Consider the following 16,406-nt stretch of genomic DNA (forward strand, 5'->3'; position numbering starts at 1 on the left):
TGTCAGACAAAAAACGCATTCCTATGTACGAGAGCATTCTTTTTAGCAAGACAAACGGAATTGCAAAAATCACACTGAACCGCCCGCAGGTATACCACGCGCTGAGCGCCGTGCTTATGCTGGAAATCACTGCTGCGATTGCCGAAGTTGCCAGCGACGATCAGATCCGCGTATTGATCATCACCGGAGAGGGCGACAAAGCTTTCTGTTCCGGCGCAGATTTAAAGCAAACCTTGGAAGGTGGGGAAAGTGCCGATCAAATGCTCAAAGCGTATTATGAACCAATGATCCGAAGCATTCGCGAACTGCCGAAACCAGTTATTTGCCGGTTAAATGGATTGGCTGTCGGCGCTGGATGTTCGCTTGCATTGGCTTGTGATATCATTGTCGCCACTGAAGAAGCCTACCTAAGTTTACTTTTTGTACAAATAGGCTTGATGCCCGACGCCGGCGCTACCTACTTTTTGCCGCGCTTAATTGGAATGGCGCGAACTTTTGAACTGGCGTCGACGGGCCGCAAAATTTTCGCAAAAGAAGCAGAACAGATCGGCCTGATCAACAAAGCTGTACCCGCGGAAGAGCTTGATTCAGAAGTCGACAAACTGGCTAATTACTATCAGACCGCTCCTACCCTTGCAATCGGAGCAATGAAAAAGGTTTTGAATGAGTCATCACACTCCGATCTGGCCAGAATGCAGGAATTGGAAAGGATTAATCAGCAGATTCTGTTCGAAAGTCACGACGCCCGCGAAGGAATTTCAGCTTTTTTAGAAAAAAGAAAGCCTGATTTTCAGGGGAAATAGGTTTTTGAAACAAATTTTTGCAATCCAGTATTTGTTAAAAACAGTCAGTTTCCTATCTTTGCAGTCCCGTTCGGGAATTGGTTGCGTAGCTCAATTGGATAGAGCACCTGACTACGGATCAGGAGGTTTGGGGTTCGAATCCCTACGTGACCACAACTAAGGCGCCTTTCGCAAGATTGGCGCTTTTTTGTTTTTTCGGCTAGAAACGGTTTCCCTTAGTAAAATTCTTAGGCCTAGTTCTTGCCAAATTTGTATATTTCACTGAACCAGTTCTGTATTTCTTTCCAATGAGCCTAAGTTCGGAAAATATCAGTCAAATAAGAACTTTTACTGAAACCCTAATACTCAAAGAAAGTAGCCGGCTTTCTTCGGTTTCCAGCCAAACGGGTTTATTAATCACAGCTATTATAAAGTCTGCTGAAATTTTGGGCTTCAAATGTGACGTGAATCCAAATTTCAAGATCAAAAATCTTGACCTGGTGCGCATTTTGAACAATATCATTGAAAATCCAAGTGACTACGAAACGATTCACAGAGCGGGACCAGTTGGATTTAGCGCCCTATTAGAGCAGATTAAACTCTCTCAAAATCGAACCCTTTATTCTAGAACCTTAAACAGAGATGAAACTAGGCCATTTTTAAGCAACAGGCCTCTATTTAAATACTATTCCTTTAACTCACATAGCGTTGATTCGCTCGAAAATAGTTACATATATCATTCAAAAGTCACCGATTTTAACGATCCATTTGACTGTAATGCACGCCTTTTAGGTAAAATAATGCGGAAGGAATCATATCCCATTGAATCAACAATTCTTATTAATGACTTTGTTGAACATATCGGAGTCGCATGCTTTTCCCTAACTAAATCTTCAATTTTGATGTGGTCGCACTATGGAAATAGACATACGGGATTTTGCGTAGAATATTCGTCGTACGATTTAAACTGGAACGCAGGGGAATATTCAAATGCAGAAGTAGGATCTTTTCATCAGTCTATTCTAAAAAGTGCAGGCGACATTTTTGAGAAATTATATCAGGTGGAATATGCTGATCTGCTAAAACAACTCACCATTATGCCTACTAAAAAAGGATTTTACAGGACAGTTAAACATCTATTCCTTACGAAATATAATGATTGGAGTTATGAGCAGGAGGTAAGAAGAATAATTCATTTAAAAGAAACTCACAATCAAACCGCCAGAAAGATTTCTCATACGCGGGAAATAGTCAAGGCGATTTACTTGGGGGCACTAGTAAGTGATGTAAATATTAACATGGTAAAGAAGATTATCAAAGAGAAATATGAGAATCGAGTTCTGATTTACAAAGCCGTTCTCAGCATAAACTCATTTGCAATAGAGTTTGAGCTTTTAGATAATAAGCATTAAAGCCTACTGTTGGCGAACATTTCCGGAAACTCAATGGCTGTACTATGGTCATCATCTCCCCCCAATCAACCGCTCCAACCTCCCCATCATCTCATCCTTCTCCTTCAACATCCGCTCATACAAAGCAATCTTCTCTTCATGAAGTTGAATAATCTTTTCCATCGGATGTAGATTGAAGGTGCCAAAGTTGAAGGAGTTTTCAACTTTATCGAAGGTGTTTGAGATAATATTCACAGCCTGCTGCTCATCAAAATTCCGGATCGCCTCAGCCGGGATTTTCAGTATCGCCGAAACCTGTTCTAAAATATCAGAATCGATCTTTTCTTTCTGTTCGAGTAAAGATATCTTTTGCTGGTTCCAGTCTTCGCCTAGCTCAAACGCAAGGAAATCTTGCTTGATTCCCAGCATTTCGCGGAAGCGTTTTAGGTTACGACCTTCATGGATCTTAGGGTTGGGAGTAGTATTCGTCATAAAGCATGAGGTTTCAATTTGTTAAGCAATTTATAGAATCTGTCTGATAAGATATCCGATAACTTGCCACCAACACATGTAAGTTACCAGCCGGCCTGGTTTTCACTATAACCTGCTGCTGACAATTATCGAGCTACTCCTATATTTTAAATATTGCTTTCTAAAATCGTAAGCAGTCAGATTGATCCTATATTTGCGCCAAAATTCATAGTTTTTACCAAAACAACGATTGCAAAATGGGACCGCTGCAAATCAAGGAAATATTACAGGCTACTCCTGAAAATCAACCTGTTACGCTGAAAGGCTGGGTTCGGACAAAAAGAGAAAGCAAAAACGCGATATTCATTGCTTTAAATGACGGCTCAACAATTCATAATATACAGGCAGTTGCACAGCCGGGCCAGTTTCCCGACGAACTGATCCAGATTGTCACTACCGGAGCTTGTTTGAAAATCACTGGTCAACTCGTTGAATCACAGGGATCGGGTCAGGCTGTTGAGGTAAAAGTCGAGTCGATCGAGGTTTATGGAGCTGCTGATCCTGACGTTTATCCGCTTCAACCGAAAAAGCATTCACTCGAATTCCTTCGCGAAATCGCGCATTTGCGTCCTCGTACCAATACTTTCGGCGCCATTTTGCGTATCCGCCACGCACTGGCTTTTGCTGTGCATCAGTATTTCAACGACAGAGGGTTTTTCTATCTGCACACCCCCGTAATCACGGCTTCTGACGCAGAAGGTGCCGGCGAAATGTTCCGGGTAACTACGCTGGATTTGAACAAAATCCCAAGAACTGAGGAAGGCGCTATTAACTTTAAAGAAGATTTCTTCGGAAGAGAGGCAAACCTGACCGTTTCGGGGCAGCTGGAGGGCGAGCTTGGTGCGATGGCATTGTCCAAAATATATACTTTCGGCCCTACTTTCCGCGCTGAAAACTCTAATACCACGCGCCACCTGGCCGAATTCTGGATGATCGAGCCGGAAATGGCGTTTTTCGAGCTGGAAGACAATATGGATGCGGCGGAAGATTTTGTCAAAACCGTGATTGCATACGCGCTGGAAAACTGCAAGGATGATTTGAATTTTCTTCAAAACCGCCTCGCGGAAGAAGATAAGAACAAGCCGCAAAACGAGCGCTCTATTCCGCTTCTTGAAAAACTGAGCTTTGTGGTCGACAATCCGTTTGAGCGGCTGACCTATACGGAAGCGATTGAGATTTTACTCAAATCAAAACCGCATAAAGAAAAGAAATTCCAATATCCGGTGGGTTGGGGAATTGACCTTTCCAGCGAGCACGAGCGTTATTTGGTCGAAAAGCATTTCAAAAAACCGGTAATCCTGACCAACTATCCGAAAGAGATCAAGTCATTTTATATGAAGCTCGACGAGGATGGAAAGACAGTACGCGCGATGGATGTACTTTTTCCTGGGATCGGCGAAATTATCGGTGGAAGTCAGCGGGAAGAAAACTACGAAAAGCTGCTCGGCCGCGTGCATGAAGTAGGTATCGACCCGCAAAACCTGTGGTGGTACCTCGAAACGCGCAAATTCGGAACCGCGCCGCACTCAGGCTTCGGTCTCGGCTTCGAGCGTCTCGTTCTGTTTGTGACCGGTATGAGCAATATCCGCGATGTAATACCTTTCCCGAGGTATCCGAAAAGCGCAGAATTTTAAGTTTCCAAATCCCGGCCAGTCGCCGGGATTTTGTGTTTTAATACCTCTCAAAAAAACAACCTTCTTACCACCGTTACCTTTCCTGTGCTTTACCGTCTAAGTAAAGTAAATAGTGTAAATCTCACTTAATCGTACACGCACATGGAAAGTTTAATGCGGATCCTTGGGATAGGGTTTCTTCTTGTCTTTTTTAGTTTTAAATGCATTGCCCAGCCTTTTCAAGTTAAGTGGACCATGGATTATACCCAGGCCGGAGTGTCCAGCGATGCTAATTTTACACCCACGAATGCTGTTCTGGCGGGCGGTGCAAATGATTTTACATTGCCCACGGTTTACAGCCAGGGCGGGTCGATCGGGGCTGGCTATATTATCCGACCGTGGTCGCTGGCGTCTTCCAAAAGCAGGTACATGGAATTCACATTCACGGCCAATTCATTCAAATACAACATTTCCTCCATCTCCTTTCGGTTGCGAAGATCACCCTCCGGCCCAGATATTATCCGGCTCAGAACCTCCATGGACGGTTTCAGCACTGATATTAATTCCGCAAACATCACCAATTTCAACGTTTTCAATTCTTACAGTATACCCGTTCACTTCGCCAATCTTTCCGAAAACACTTTTTCCATTCGCATTTACGCACATAATGCCCCGAGTATTCACGGGGTTTTATGGTTTGATGAAATTACGATCAATGGAATTGTGCTGCCGATTGTCCTGCCGCTGGAACTGACTTATTTCAAGGGCGAAGCGAGTGAGCGAGCGGTTAACCTTTCTTGGGAAACGGCCTGGGAAAAGAATACTGACGAGTTTCGTGTTGAGCGAAGTTCGGATCTCGTGAATTTTGAACAGATTGGTTCAGTAAATGCGGCCGGGGAAAACAGCAGCCGGAAGGGTTACCATTTCACCGACAACCTGCCGCTGTCAGGAGCGGGATATTACCGTTTGCGACTTATGGATCAGGATCAATCCTATTCGTTTTCAGAAACAATAGATATTTCCACTCCTGAAACCACGGACGCAATGCAAGTGGAGCCCAATCCTGCGTCTCCCGAAAAAATCATAATCTCAGGCAAAAATATAAACCCCGAACTCCTGTCATTGAACTCCTCCACGGGAAATGCAATCAATTTTAAATGGGTAAAAAACGGCGCCAACTCTGTGATTTTGTTGCCAATACACGCGCTGCAACCCGGAATATATATCCTGACTTCCCGAAGAAATATTGGGAAAGAACATGTTAAAATACTAGTTCGCTAAAATAATCTATGCTTAATTTGTGTATAATAAGCATAAAAGATGGCGGTCGACCATCGTTTCATAATCTACGTTCCGAAAAATTAAAAGGCCCCAAGCCTATGTTGAGAAAAGTGCAGCCAAAAGTGTGGTGGACAGCCCTAGCTGTTGTGGTAGTTCTGCTGGTTTCATGGGGATTAGTTAGAAAAAACAAATCGGAAACGGAGGAAGTGGCTGTGCGTGCCAAAGCAATTGCAAGCCTTGATCCGGTTGTTATTAAGTCCCCAAATGCAGCGACAGCGGCCAAGATCGCCAAGATTGAAGACATTTTCAGGCGTAAAAAACGCGCTGGCTTCAACGGTAATGTGCTGATCGTGCAAAAAGGTGAGATCCTTTACCAGAACTCTTTCGGTTTTGCCCATATTAAAGAAAAGGATACACTAACGAGCTCGTCACGTTTTCAGCTGGCTTCGCTTTCAAAGCCTTTTACGGCTATTGCAATGCTGAAACTGATCCAGGAAGGCCGCGTAACTCTCGACGATTCGGTTCAACGTTTTTTCCCCGATTTTCCCTATCACGGTGTCAAAGTAGATATGCTGTTGAGCCACCGGAGCGGACTGCCAAATTACATTTACTCATTTACAGACAGCATTCGCCACGGCAAGAAATATCCTGATAATCTGGATATTATGGACTGGTACGCCAAAGTAGTTCCCACCCCGACACCTTATAACAGACCAGGCAGATCGTTCAATTATTGCAATACCAACTATTGCGTACTCGCAGCGATCGTCGAAAAAGTGACCGGAGATACATTCGGCAAATACCTCAATGATCAGATTTTCGCTCCGCTGGGTATGTTGAATACCTTTTTAGTGACCGATACTTCTGCCGCCGCTGTCAAAGACAGGACCGTCGGACACCAGTTTGGGCGCAGGCTTGAAAAAGATTATTATGACGATGTAGTCGGCGATAAAGGCTTATACTCCACAACAGGAGATATTTACCGATTTTACAATGGGTTGACGAAAGGCTTGCTTCTTGACAAAAAATTACTCGACGAAGCTTTCAAACCCCGCAGTTTCGAGCGCGCAGGCATTCGTAATTATGGTTACGGATTTCGGATGCACATCAACAAAGACAATTCGCCCCGCTTCATTTACCACGGAGGCTGGTGGAAAGGTTATAACACCATGTTATGGGTTTGTCCGGACGACGAAGCGGTCATTATTGTGCTCGGCAATTCCTACAATCGCTCTACTTACGACCTGAAAGAAGTGCTTGAAGCGATCCACGGTCCCGGTAAAATTGAAGATATCGAGAAAGAAATCTAGCACTGTTTGAATTCGGTCACGAATTCAGGATATTTGCCGAAATCAAACGAATTCAAGCCTTATGCCAGATTCTGCGTATTTTTTGCCGGCCGCCCTGTTGCTGGGAATACCGTTTCTGACATTCTTTTTGCTGTGGCTTGGAGGTAAAAGTTTGAACAGCACAGCGGGCTACCTCGGCACCGCAGCTACGATCGCCGGTTTGATCATCAGTTTCCGGTATGCAGATCCCGCCACTTTACACATCGTCAAATTCAACTGGCTCGTAATAGGCAACAGAGTGATCGAGCTATCTTTCCGGTTCGACCGCCTCACGTGCATTATGCTCGCCATCGTGCACTTTGTGGCCGCATTGGTCCAGATATACTCCGTTTCTTACATGCACGGCGATAAGAATCTGCATCGCTATTTCGCATTTCTGCAACTGTTCCTATTCTCAATGGTCGGCATCGTGCTCGCCGGCAGCTTGTTGGTGATGTACATGTTCTGGGAGCTCGTCGGGCTCTCCTCCTATTTGCTCATCGGTTTCTGGTATTTCAAAAAAAGGACTGTCTGGGCTGCGCAAAAGGCATTTGTACTCAACAGAATTGGCGACGCTGCGTTCCTGACAGGTATTTTAATGCTGTTTTACTATACTGGTTCTACCGATTTTGAAGTGATCCCGGGCAAGCTCTGGGAACTCTCGCCGGGCCTTGTTACCGCCATTGGGCTTTGTCTTTTTGGAGGTTGTATGGGAAAATCTGCCCAGTTCCCGCTGTCAGGCTGGTTACCCGACGCGATGGAAGGCCCTACCCCTGTTTCTGCATTGATCCACGCGGCTACCATGGTCGCAGCAGGCATTTTTCTTTTGGCAAGAATATCCTTTATGCTCACTTTTGAAGCAAGATTGGTTATCCTCGCAATCGGTACGATTACGATGCTGACCGGCGCGATCAAGGCCATCAATGAATGGGATATAAAAAGGGTATTGGCTTACAGTACCATGTCGCAGCTGGGTTTGATGGTCGTAGCTGTCGGTTTCGGAAGCTGGCAAACAGCTATGTTCCACCTTGCGACCCACGCATTTTTCAAAGCAGGACTTTTTCTTTCTGCCGGCTCGGTCATTCACGCGGTAACTCCTTCCGAAGACAATACAGCATTTGATCCGCAGAATATGCGCTCAATGGGTGGCTTAAAAAAGAGCCTTCCTATTACTTTTCTGTGCTTTTCAATATGTGCCGCTGCGCTGGCCGGGCTGCCTTTCTTTTCAGGATTTTTATCCAAAGATGCGATCATTACCGAAGGTTTTCTTTGGGCCAGGGAAGTAGGGCCGCTGGCCTATATCTTCCCGCTCATCGTCGTGTTTTCCGCCGGACTTACTGCCTATTATATGACCCGCCAGGTTTGGCTCGTGTTTTTTGGTGAGAAAAGATATTCGGGAACGCAGTCTGTGCACCCGCACGAATCCCCTGCTACGATGTGGATTCCGATGGTATTGCTTGCTGCACTTTCGCTATTTATCTGGTTTTCATTTAATCCAATCAATGCGTCCGGCTGGTTTCTACATTTCCTCGATCCGACAGAATCCGCTCACCTTTTCTGGGTACCTATTTTAGCAAGCGGAACAACATTGCTTTTCATATTCCTTGCTTACCGCGAGATTAGCAGCCAGGATCCGTTTAAAATCGCATCCGCCGAGAGTAAGACTAATCTTTTTGAAAAAATCAATATCAACTGGCTTCGGGATTATTCGCAAGACCGCTACTTCATTATACCATTTGCGGCGATAGCCGGATATTTCAAAAAACTGGAAGCCCGCGCCATTGATTCTTTCGTGGAATTCATTGCAAAAGGCAGTGTGGTTGCCGCCCACGTGATCAGCTGGATCGACCGAAATGTGGTCGATGGCGGCGTGAATCTGACAGTTTATACAATCCGTTCTGCCGGAAATGCCGCACGCGGTTTGCAGAACGGAAAGATCCAGTCCTATTACCTTGTCACGATAACGGGCGTTTTTTTACTGGTACTCTGGCTATTCTTTGCCTGATTTAGGCAAATGCCATTCTAAAACAACATTTGATGATTGATCATATACTTTCCTTACTGATAGCAATACCAATGCTGGGCGCGGCTGCGGTGGCTTTGTGGCCTTCCAAACAGGCAGGCCATTTCAGGATCGTTGCGCTCGTTACCCTCCTTATCGAAGCGTTACTCGCCGTTTTTCTATTCCTGAATTTCGAAAATCAGAACTTCGCCCACCAAATGGCCGAAACCACCGATTGGATCACATTACCGATCGGCTCGCTGGGTATTATTTCTATTGACTACGCGCTGGCTGTCGATGGGATCAGTTTTCCATTGGTTTTACTCGCGGTGATCGTCTTGCTGGCTGGTGTGGTAAGTTCCTGGGAAATTGCACAGAAAACGCGCGCTTATTTTTCGCTGTATTTGTTGCTCACAGGCAGTGTAATCGGTTGTTTTCTGGCGCAGGATTTTTTCCTTTTTTATCTGTTCTTCGAGTTTATGCTCCTGCCAATGTATTTCCTGATCGGCCTCTGGGGCGGACCGAGAAGAGAATATGCAGCATTAAAGTTCTTTATCTATACATTTTTCGGCTCCCTGCTGATCCTGATCGTGATGATCGGGCTTTATTTGTCTGTTATAGATCCGCTCGAAACAGCCAGGGTTGTAGGTATTATGGGTATGGAAGACGCTATTCATCCTGACCTGATCCCCCAAATCCAGCAGTGGCTGATCGATGGAAAAATAGCGCCCGAGCAAATCGTGCACACATTCCGTTTTCAATATCTGGCCGATCCGGGCAACTATTTGCCGGGCTCGCTGCTGCATTTGGCGTCACAATATTTTATAGGAGATATTCCGCTGCGCCTGCTTGCTTTCTGGTTTCTGTTTATTGGTTTTGCGGTTAAATTGCCGGTTTTCCCGGTTCATACCTGGCTGCCCGATGCACACGTGGAAGCCCCTACTCCTATTTCAGTAGTACTTGCCGGTATTTTGCTAAAAATCGGAGGTTACGGTTTTATCCGTATCGTCGACGGGTTTTTCCCGCTCGAAGCGCAGTATAGCGCCATTCCACTAGCGATACTGGGAATGATCTCGATCGTTTACGGTGGGTTTAATGCCCTAGGACAAACAGACCTGAAAAAAATGATCGCTTATTCTTCTGTTTCGCACATGGGATTTGTGCTGCTTGGGATCGCCGCATTCACGGCGGAGGGTTTAAACGGCGCTATTTATCAAATGGTAAGCCATGGGATATTATCGGCAATGCTATTCTTACTTGCCGGCGTGGTGTACGACCGCACGCACGACAGGAATATCGATCATTACCGCGGGCTGATCAGCGTAATGCCGCAATACACGATCATTACCGGCATTGCATTTTTTGCTTCGCTGGGTCTGCCCGGCTTTTCAGGATTTGTTGGTGAAATTTTTACGCTGATGGGCGCTTTTCAGTCCGACGCACTTCCTGCCTGGATTCCTGCATTATCGACACTCGGGATTGTTCTCGCAGCGGCCTATTTCCTCTGGACTTACCAGCGCATGTTTTTCGGTTCACTCTGGTATAAAAACGGCGATTCGTCTGTATTGACCGATCTTACAGTTCGCGAAAAAACGTTACTTATTCCGCTCGCGATCCTCACTGTATTACTTGGAATATTGCCCGGCATTCTGTTTGATATGACGGGCCCGACGATTGAGGCGTGGTTGAGAGGCTTAAATCACTGATATTCCTATTTGCCGAAAAACTGATCTAAACTGAATCTGCCTTTTTTCGACAAGGCTTGCAGTTGCTGCTGCTGTTCCGGCGTGAGTACCTCTATGATTTCAGCACGTTTTTGTTCGGATAGCATTTTCCGGTCGCGGCGCTTGGTACCGTCTTTCCTTTCCAGCTTTCTTTCAAAACGGGCGTATCTGCGGTCAATTTTTTTCAGTTGTTTCTGCTGACGTTTGCTTAGGTCCAGCTCGGTAGCAAACCGGTCCATGTTCTTTTCCAGCCTGCGGTTATTCAGCTTGGGATTAGTGACTGCCTCTTCCGCATCAAAACCGTCCCTCCTTTCGGCGCGCTGGGCATTTACAGAATTGACAGAACCTGAGATCCACAAAGTCACTGCAAGCAAGAAAAACAACGTTACTTTTTTCATATTAAATTGGGTAGATTAAATATCGATGCATATAACGAGGGTATTGGTGGTATTATTTAACATCTTTACAGTAAACCTTATTAGTTTTATTTCAACATGTCTCCCTTTGACCAAATTTTATTTCCCTTCTCTATTTTAATCAAATGAAAGAAAGTACTCCTCCGCAAAGGTTGTTGTCACTGGACACATTGCGTGGCTTTGATATGTTTTGGATCTCAGGTGGCGAAGAGATTTTCCACGTGCTGGCGAAAGTAACCGGCTGGTCCTGGGCAATTGTACTCGCACACCAGTTTACACACCCCGACTGGAACGGTTTCCGCGCCTACGATCTTATTTTTCCTACATTCCTGTTTATGGCGGGTGTTTCCACTCCGTTTTCGCTCGGAAGTCGCCTTGAAAAAGGGGTACCACAAAAAGAGCTGCTCAGAAAAGTGGTTCAGCGCGGCTTACTGCTGGTATTCCTTGGAATCATTTACAACAACGGGATTTTTCAGACCGAGTGGCACAATATGCGCTATCCGAGTGTGCTCGCACGAATAGGTCTTGCAGGTATGTTCGCGCAGATCATTTATTTATACACCAATAAAAAAACGCGCTGGATCTGGTTTGGCGGCCTGTTAATAGGCTATTACCTGTTCATGACCTTCTATCCGGTCCCGGGTTGTGGCGCGGGTATGCTGACAATGGAATGTAATCCAGCCAGCTATTTCGACAGAATGCTCATCCCCGGCCGTCTCCACCTCACGATCCACGATCCGGAAGGTTTGATATCTACATTTCCCGCAATAGCGACGGGATTAATGGGGATTTTTGCAGGAGAACTTTTGCGGACGAGCGAGGAAATTATCTCGAAAAACACCAAAGTAACCTATCTCGTTTTCGCCGGAATAATCAGTTTATTGGTGTGTCTGGTGTGGGATTTCTTCTTCCCAATCAATAAGAATTTATGGACAAGCTCGTTTGTGCTTTGTGCCGGCGGTTTCAGTGTATTGCTGCTTGCATTGTTCTATTGGGTAGTCGATGTTTTGAACTATCGCAAATGGACTTTGTTTTTTGTGGTAATAGGGATGAATTCAATCGTGATCTACATGGTTGGAAGCTTCATTTCATTTAATTACACAGCAAACGCACTGTTCGGCGGTCTCCTAAGCTACCTTCCCGAACCGGCAGGAGAAGTAGGCAAAATAATTGCATTCATAATTGTCCAATGGGCATTTATGTGCTTGTTATTTCGGAATAAGTTGTTTCTGAAAGTGTAGAAAGGGAGGAAGGAGGAAGGGAGGATGGAGGAAAGGGCGGCGCGCGCAAGGAGAAATATATTCACTCATTCACTTATTCGGTCATTCAGTCATTCAGTCATTCGGTCATTCGATCATTCAAAATTAAAAAATGTCAATAACGGTAACTAACCTGACCAAAGTCTACGGCTCGCAGCGGGCGATTGATGGGATTTCTTTTTCTTTGAAGAAGGGAGAGATCGTCGGGTTTCTGGGGCCAAATGGGGCGGGCAAGTCTACGACAATGAAAATTTTAACCGGCTATTTGAAGCCGACTGATGGAGCTGCCCGGGTTTCTGATTTTGATGTGGTGAGCCAGCCAATGCCCGCGAGAAGATCTATTGGTTACCTGCCCGAACATAATCCGCTTTACCTGGATATGTATGTTACTGAGTTTCTTCTTTTTTCGGGTAAATTATATGGAATGAGTGGCGCGGCATTGAATGCGCGGGTAGAAGAAGTAATAGCAATGTGCGGACTTATTCCTGAAAAACGCAAAAAAATCGGACAGCTTTCCAAAGGTTACAGGCAGCGCGTCGGACTTGCGCAGTCTTTTCTGCACGATCCTCAGGTACTTATTCTCGACGAACCCACTACCGGCCTCGACCCTAATCAGTTGCAGGAAATAAGAGAAGTGATCCGCACAGCCGGACAAGATAAAACTGTACTTTTTTCCACGCATATTATGCAGGAAGTGGAAGCATTGTGCGACAGGGTCATCATCATCAACAAAGGCAAAGTCGTAAATGACAGCTCGCTGGAAGACTTACGACAATCGGGCAGATCTCTGGAAGAAACCTTCCGGATCCTTACGCAATAGGCTGACGATCAGAGGATAGTTGTTAAAACTATTATCGGAAAGGCAATTATTAGAATTGCATTAAAACAGAACTTCTGTTGCATTTAATGAGATTAATTTTTGTTATTATTGTAACTATCGAAAAATCCGAGATGAATATTTCGAAGCAGCACAACCTAACATTCCCTCGTTAAAGTCAGTGATTCCGAATATGAAGAAATGGTTTTTTAGCCGATTTCGTGTAGCGTTAAGCATTATTCTGCTTGTAGTTTTGAGTACAATGGTTTCTGTTGCATGGAAATTCATGGGTACGTCAAAACCAGCAATTCTGCCCGCGAACAAGGCTACCGCAAAGGAGAAGGCAAAAGCTCCAAAACGGAAAGCCGATCCTGTTCTGGTACTTCCCGAAAATCAATGGGTCGACAGCACCCTGAATACACTGAGCATTGACCAGAAAATTGGTCAGCTGCTGATGGTTGCTACCTATTCCAATCGCGACGAATCGCATTACAGCTATATTGACAAGCTGGTCAACGACTATCATATTGGCGGTCTGATCTTTTTCCAGGGCGGCCCTGTGGCCCAGGCTTCGCTTACCAACCGGTACCAGTCACATTCGAACATCCCGCTTTTTATAGGTATTGACGGAGAATGGGGATTGGGAATGCGGCTTGACAGTACAATTTCTTTCCCCAAACAAATGGTATTGGGCTCTATTCAAAATGACGAGCTGATTTACCTGATGGGCCGTGATATTGCGAAACAATGCCGGAGAATGGGTATTCATATCAATTTTGCGCCTGTTTCGGATATTAATAACAACCCTGCAAACCCTGTTATAGGAATCCGATCTTTCGGCGAGGACCGTGATAATGTGACCAGAAAAGCGATTGCTTATATGAAGGGGCTGCAACACAATAAGGTGATTGCGACCGCCAAGCATTTCCCGGGCCACGGAGATACCGACGCAGATTCGCATTTTACACTGCCCGTACTGAACCACTCCATCGAGCAATTGCAGGAAACGGATCTCTACCCCTATCGCGCCATGATCGCCGATAGTTTGATGGGCGTTTTGAGCGGCCACCTGAATATTCCCGCACTGGACAATAACTCTCAGCAGGCAAGTTCGCTTTCCGAAAAGGTGGTAACGCAGCTTTTAAGAAAAGAACTTGGGTTCCGCGGACTGGTATTTACCGACGCGATGAATATGAAGGGTGTGTCAAAAACGGGAAAACCGGCGGATGTAAATCTGAAAGCATTGGTTGCAGGAAACGATATTCTGCTTTATCCTGAAAATATTGCCGAGACCGTTGCGAAGATCAAGAGTGCAATCGACCAGAAGATTATCAGTGAAAAAATTATTGATGATAAAGTAAAACGCGTGTTGCAGGCGAAGTACTGGTCGGGCTTGAACGAATATAAGCCGGTTGATACCAACAACTTATACGCGGATTTAAACAAGGAAAGCAGCAAGGAACTGTACCGCGCATTGTGTGAAGCTTCTGTTACTGTTGTTAAAAACGACAATAACCTGATCCCGATCGGCTCGGTGATGGATAACAATATGGCGTCCGTGAGCATTGGCGAGGGAAGTAATGTTTCGTTTCAAAAAATGCTTTCAGTGTATAAGCCAATGCGCTCGTACTCTTTTTACGAAGGTCCGTCGTCGCAGGAGCAGATCGCCGAGATGCTGAATTACCTCAATCCCTATAATACGGTGATCGTCGATATTCACGGAATTTCTTCCAATCCAGCCAGGAATTACGGGGTTACGAAAGGGATGACGGACTTTGTGAGTCAGTTGAAACAACAGAATAAAAAAGTGATCCTCTGCCTTTTCGGGACACCTTACAGTATTGGTTATTTCCCTGAAACGGATGTATTGATCTGCGCCAATCAGGATGGGACAGACCAGCAGGAGATCGTGCCGCAGATCATTTTTGGTGCGCTGGGCTCCCAGGGGCAACTTCCTGTATCTGTGTTATCATTCAAATCGGGTACCGGGGTAAGTACGACTACGATCAACCGGATTGCATTTGGGACACCCGAAAGTGTGGGTATGGATGCTGCTTCGCTAAAACGCATTGATGAAATTGCGACCGCTGCATTGAATGACCGCGTATTCCCTGGCTGCGAGGTATTGGTAGCGAGAAAAGGAAAGATCGTTTATGACAAACAATTCGGTGGGCTCAATTACCGCACGCCGGAACGCGTCACTTCGGAGACGATTTATGACCTGGCCTCAATAACAAAAGTATCGGCGACTTTACAGGCGATCATGCTGCTTTACGATCGCAAACAAATCGACCTGGACGCAAAAGCCGCTACCTATCTGCCCGAACTCGCCGGCACAAACAAGCAAAACTTCACGGTTAGAGACTTACTGATGCACCGTTCGGGAATGGTATCGTTTTACCCGCCGCTCTGGGACCGCACCAAAACGAGTGGTGGAGGCTTGTTACCCGACTATTACAGTTCAAAATCTGATACTACCTATTACCTGCGTGTGGCGCCGAAGCTGTATGCAAAACCTGCATTGCGCGATTCTGTGTGGAAATGGGTGATCCAGTCGCCGATGAACAACAGCCGCCAGCGGTCGGGCACCTACGGTTATCTGTACAGCGACCTCGGCTTTTTGACACTACAAAAAATTGTGGAGAGAATAACGGGACAAACGCTGGATGTATTTGTTTCCGCCAATATTTACGAGCCGCTGGGGCTGACTTACCTGGGTTTCAATCCGCTAAGCCGCTTTCCTGAAAAACAGATTGCGCCTACGGAACAGGATTACAGGTTTAGAGGTCAGCTTTTGCAAGGTACAGTTCATGATCAAATGGCCGCAATTGTGGGGGGCGTGGCCGGTCACGCAGGATTATTTGGTACTGCGAGAGACCTTGCTGTTTTGTTCCAGATGAATTTATGGAAAGGCAATTACGCCGGAAAACGATATTTCGAGCAGGCGACCATTCCATTTTTTTCAAGGATCTACGACGAATCGCATCACCGCGGGCTGGGCTGGGACAAGGCTCCGCTTGATGGAAACAGCTCGTACGTATCTGCACAGGCGTCGATCAATTCATTTGGCCACACCGGCTTTACCGGCACGATGGTTTGGGTGGATCCGGAGGAAGATCTGCTTTTCGTTTTCCTCTCCAACAGGGTAAATCCGGACGCTGAAAATACGGGAATTACTACGCACCGGACACGTAGAAGAATACAGGATGTAGTGTACAGTTCATTGCAAGAAAGGAAAAGTCAGCTTCCTTAATGTGGTTTA

12 protein-coding genes and 1 tRNA gene are annotated in these 16,406 nt (G+C 45.7%); 11 read left to right on the forward strand and 2 right to left on the reverse strand.

All coding sequences use genetic code 11. The features are described 5' to 3' along the window. Window positions 1-23: 23 nt before the first annotated feature. The 3 genes from KOD92_RS17175 (at window position 24) to KOD92_RS17185 (ending at window position 2,194) form a co-directional block, all read left to right on the forward strand. On the forward strand, window positions 24-803 hold the full coding sequence (locus tag KOD92_RS17175; protein ID WP_215234830.1) for an enoyl-CoA hydratase/isomerase family protein: 780 nt from the start codon (window positions 24-26) through the stop codon (window positions 801-803). A gap of 79 nt (window positions 804-882) precedes the next feature. Further along, a tRNA-Arg gene (locus KOD92_RS17180) sits at window positions 883-956 on the forward strand. 134 nt (window positions 957-1,090) lie between these two features. After that, entirely contained in the window at window positions 1,091-2,194 is a 1,104-nt protein-coding gene (locus KOD92_RS17185) for a DUF2971 domain-containing protein (RefSeq protein WP_215234831.1), read from the forward strand. 51 nt (window positions 2,195-2,245) lie between these two features. Here the strand turns inward: KOD92_RS17185 and KOD92_RS17190 are convergent, their stop codons facing one another. Beyond that, window positions 2,246-2,665 carry a helix-turn-helix domain-containing protein gene (locus tag KOD92_RS17190; protein WP_215234832.1) on the reverse strand — a complete coding sequence of 140 codons (420 nt, stop codon included), beginning with the start codon at window positions 2,663-2,665 and terminating at the stop codon, window positions 2,246-2,248. Between the two features lie 236 nt (window positions 2,666-2,901). Here KOD92_RS17190 and asnS point away from each other — a divergent pair, with 236 nt between their 5' ends. The 5 genes from asnS (at window position 2,902) to KOD92_RS17215 (ending at window position 10,634) form a co-directional block, all read left to right on the forward strand. Continuing rightward, entirely contained in the window at window positions 2,902-4,338 is a 1,437-nt protein-coding gene (gene asnS / locus KOD92_RS17195) for an asparagine--tRNA ligase (RefSeq protein ID WP_215234833.1), read from the forward strand. Window positions 4,339-4,479: 141 nt separating this feature from the next. Then, window positions 4,480-5,598 (forward strand): hypothetical protein, encoded by a 1,119-nt coding sequence (locus KOD92_RS17200; RefSeq protein ID WP_215234834.1) that lies wholly within the window; start codon window positions 4,480-4,482, stop codon window positions 5,596-5,598. Between the two features lie 98 nt (window positions 5,599-5,696). Next, entirely contained in the window at window positions 5,697-6,908 is a 1,212-nt protein-coding gene (locus KOD92_RS17205; RefSeq protein WP_215234835.1) for a serine hydrolase domain-containing protein, read from the forward strand. A 61-nt stretch (window positions 6,909-6,969) separates the two neighbouring features. Further along, window positions 6,970-8,931, forward strand: a complete 1,962-nt coding sequence (nuoL, locus tag KOD92_RS17210) for an NADH-quinone oxidoreductase subunit L (protein WP_215234836.1) — start codon at window positions 6,970-6,972, stop codon at window positions 8,929-8,931. Between the two features lie 32 nt (window positions 8,932-8,963). Continuing rightward, window positions 8,964-10,634, forward strand: coding sequence for a complex I subunit 4 family protein (locus KOD92_RS17215; protein ID WP_215234837.1), 1,671 nt, complete (start codon window positions 8,964-8,966; stop codon window positions 10,632-10,634). A gap of 5 nt (window positions 10,635-10,639) precedes the next feature. Here KOD92_RS17215 and KOD92_RS17220 read toward each other — a convergent pair whose 3' ends face one another. Further along, window positions 10,640-11,050: a hypothetical protein gene (locus tag KOD92_RS17220; RefSeq protein WP_215234838.1), complete on the reverse strand. Its 411-nt coding sequence runs from the start codon at window positions 11,048-11,050 to the stop codon at window positions 10,640-10,642. A 143-nt stretch (window positions 11,051-11,193) separates the two neighbouring features. On the opposite strand from KOD92_RS17220, the gene KOD92_RS17225 reads away from it, so the two are divergent. The 3 genes from KOD92_RS17225 to KOD92_RS17235 all read left to right on the forward strand — a co-directional run bounded on the left by KOD92_RS17225 (window position 11,194) and on the right by KOD92_RS17235 (window position 16,397). Further along, entirely contained in the window at window positions 11,194-12,309 is a 1,116-nt protein-coding gene (locus KOD92_RS17225; protein WP_215234839.1) for an acyltransferase family protein, read from the forward strand. Window positions 12,310-12,439: 130 nt separating this feature from the next. After that, entirely contained in the window at window positions 12,440-13,147 is a 708-nt protein-coding gene (locus KOD92_RS17230; RefSeq protein ID WP_215234840.1) for an ATP-binding cassette domain-containing protein, read from the forward strand. Between the two features lie 190 nt (window positions 13,148-13,337). Next, window positions 13,338-16,397 (forward strand): glycoside hydrolase family 3 N-terminal domain-containing protein, encoded by a 3,060-nt coding sequence (locus tag KOD92_RS17235; RefSeq protein WP_215234841.1) that lies wholly within the window; start codon window positions 13,338-13,340, stop codon window positions 16,395-16,397. Window positions 16,398-16,406: the final 9 nt, after the last annotated feature.

The organism is Dyadobacter linearis (assembly GCF_907165045.1).
GTDB lineage: Bacteria > Bacteroidota > Bacteroidia > Cytophagales > Spirosomataceae > Dyadobacter > Dyadobacter linearis.

What these genes read in the sequence shown, in the direction of transcription:
- KOD92_RS17175 (WP_215234830.1), top strand. Translation starts at nt 24, where the DNA reads ATGTACGAGAGCATTCTTTTTAGCAAGACAAACGGAATTGCAAAAATC.
- KOD92_RS17185 (WP_215234831.1), top strand. Translation starts at nt 1,091, where the DNA reads ATGAGCCTAAGTTCGGAAAATATCAGTCAAATAAGAACTTTTACTGAA.
- KOD92_RS17190 (WP_215234832.1), bottom strand. Translation starts at nt 2,665, where the DNA reads ATGACGAATACTACTCCCAACCCTAAGATCCATGAAGGTCGTAACCTA.
- asnS (WP_215234833.1), top strand. Translation starts at nt 2,902, where the DNA reads ATGGGACCGCTGCAAATCAAGGAAATATTACAGGCTACTCCTGAAAAT.
- KOD92_RS17200 (WP_215234834.1), top strand. Translation starts at nt 4,480, where the DNA reads ATGGAAAGTTTAATGCGGATCCTTGGGATAGGGTTTCTTCTTGTCTTT.
- KOD92_RS17205 (WP_215234835.1), top strand. Translation starts at nt 5,697, where the DNA reads ATGTTGAGAAAAGTGCAGCCAAAAGTGTGGTGGACAGCCCTAGCTGTT.
- nuoL (WP_215234836.1), top strand. Translation starts at nt 6,970, where the DNA reads ATGCCAGATTCTGCGTATTTTTTGCCGGCCGCCCTGTTGCTGGGAATA.
- KOD92_RS17215 (WP_215234837.1), top strand. Translation starts at nt 8,964, where the DNA reads ATGATTGATCATATACTTTCCTTACTGATAGCAATACCAATGCTGGGC.
- KOD92_RS17220 (WP_215234838.1), bottom strand. Translation starts at nt 11,050, where the DNA reads ATGAAAAAAGTAACGTTGTTTTTCTTGCTTGCAGTGACTTTGTGGATC.
- KOD92_RS17225 (WP_215234839.1), top strand. Translation starts at nt 11,194, where the DNA reads ATGAAAGAAAGTACTCCTCCGCAAAGGTTGTTGTCACTGGACACATTG.
- KOD92_RS17230 (WP_215234840.1), top strand. Translation starts at nt 12,440, where the DNA reads ATGTCAATAACGGTAACTAACCTGACCAAAGTCTACGGCTCGCAGCGG.
- KOD92_RS17235 (WP_215234841.1), top strand. Translation starts at nt 13,338, where the DNA reads ATGAAGAAATGGTTTTTTAGCCGATTTCGTGTAGCGTTAAGCATTATT.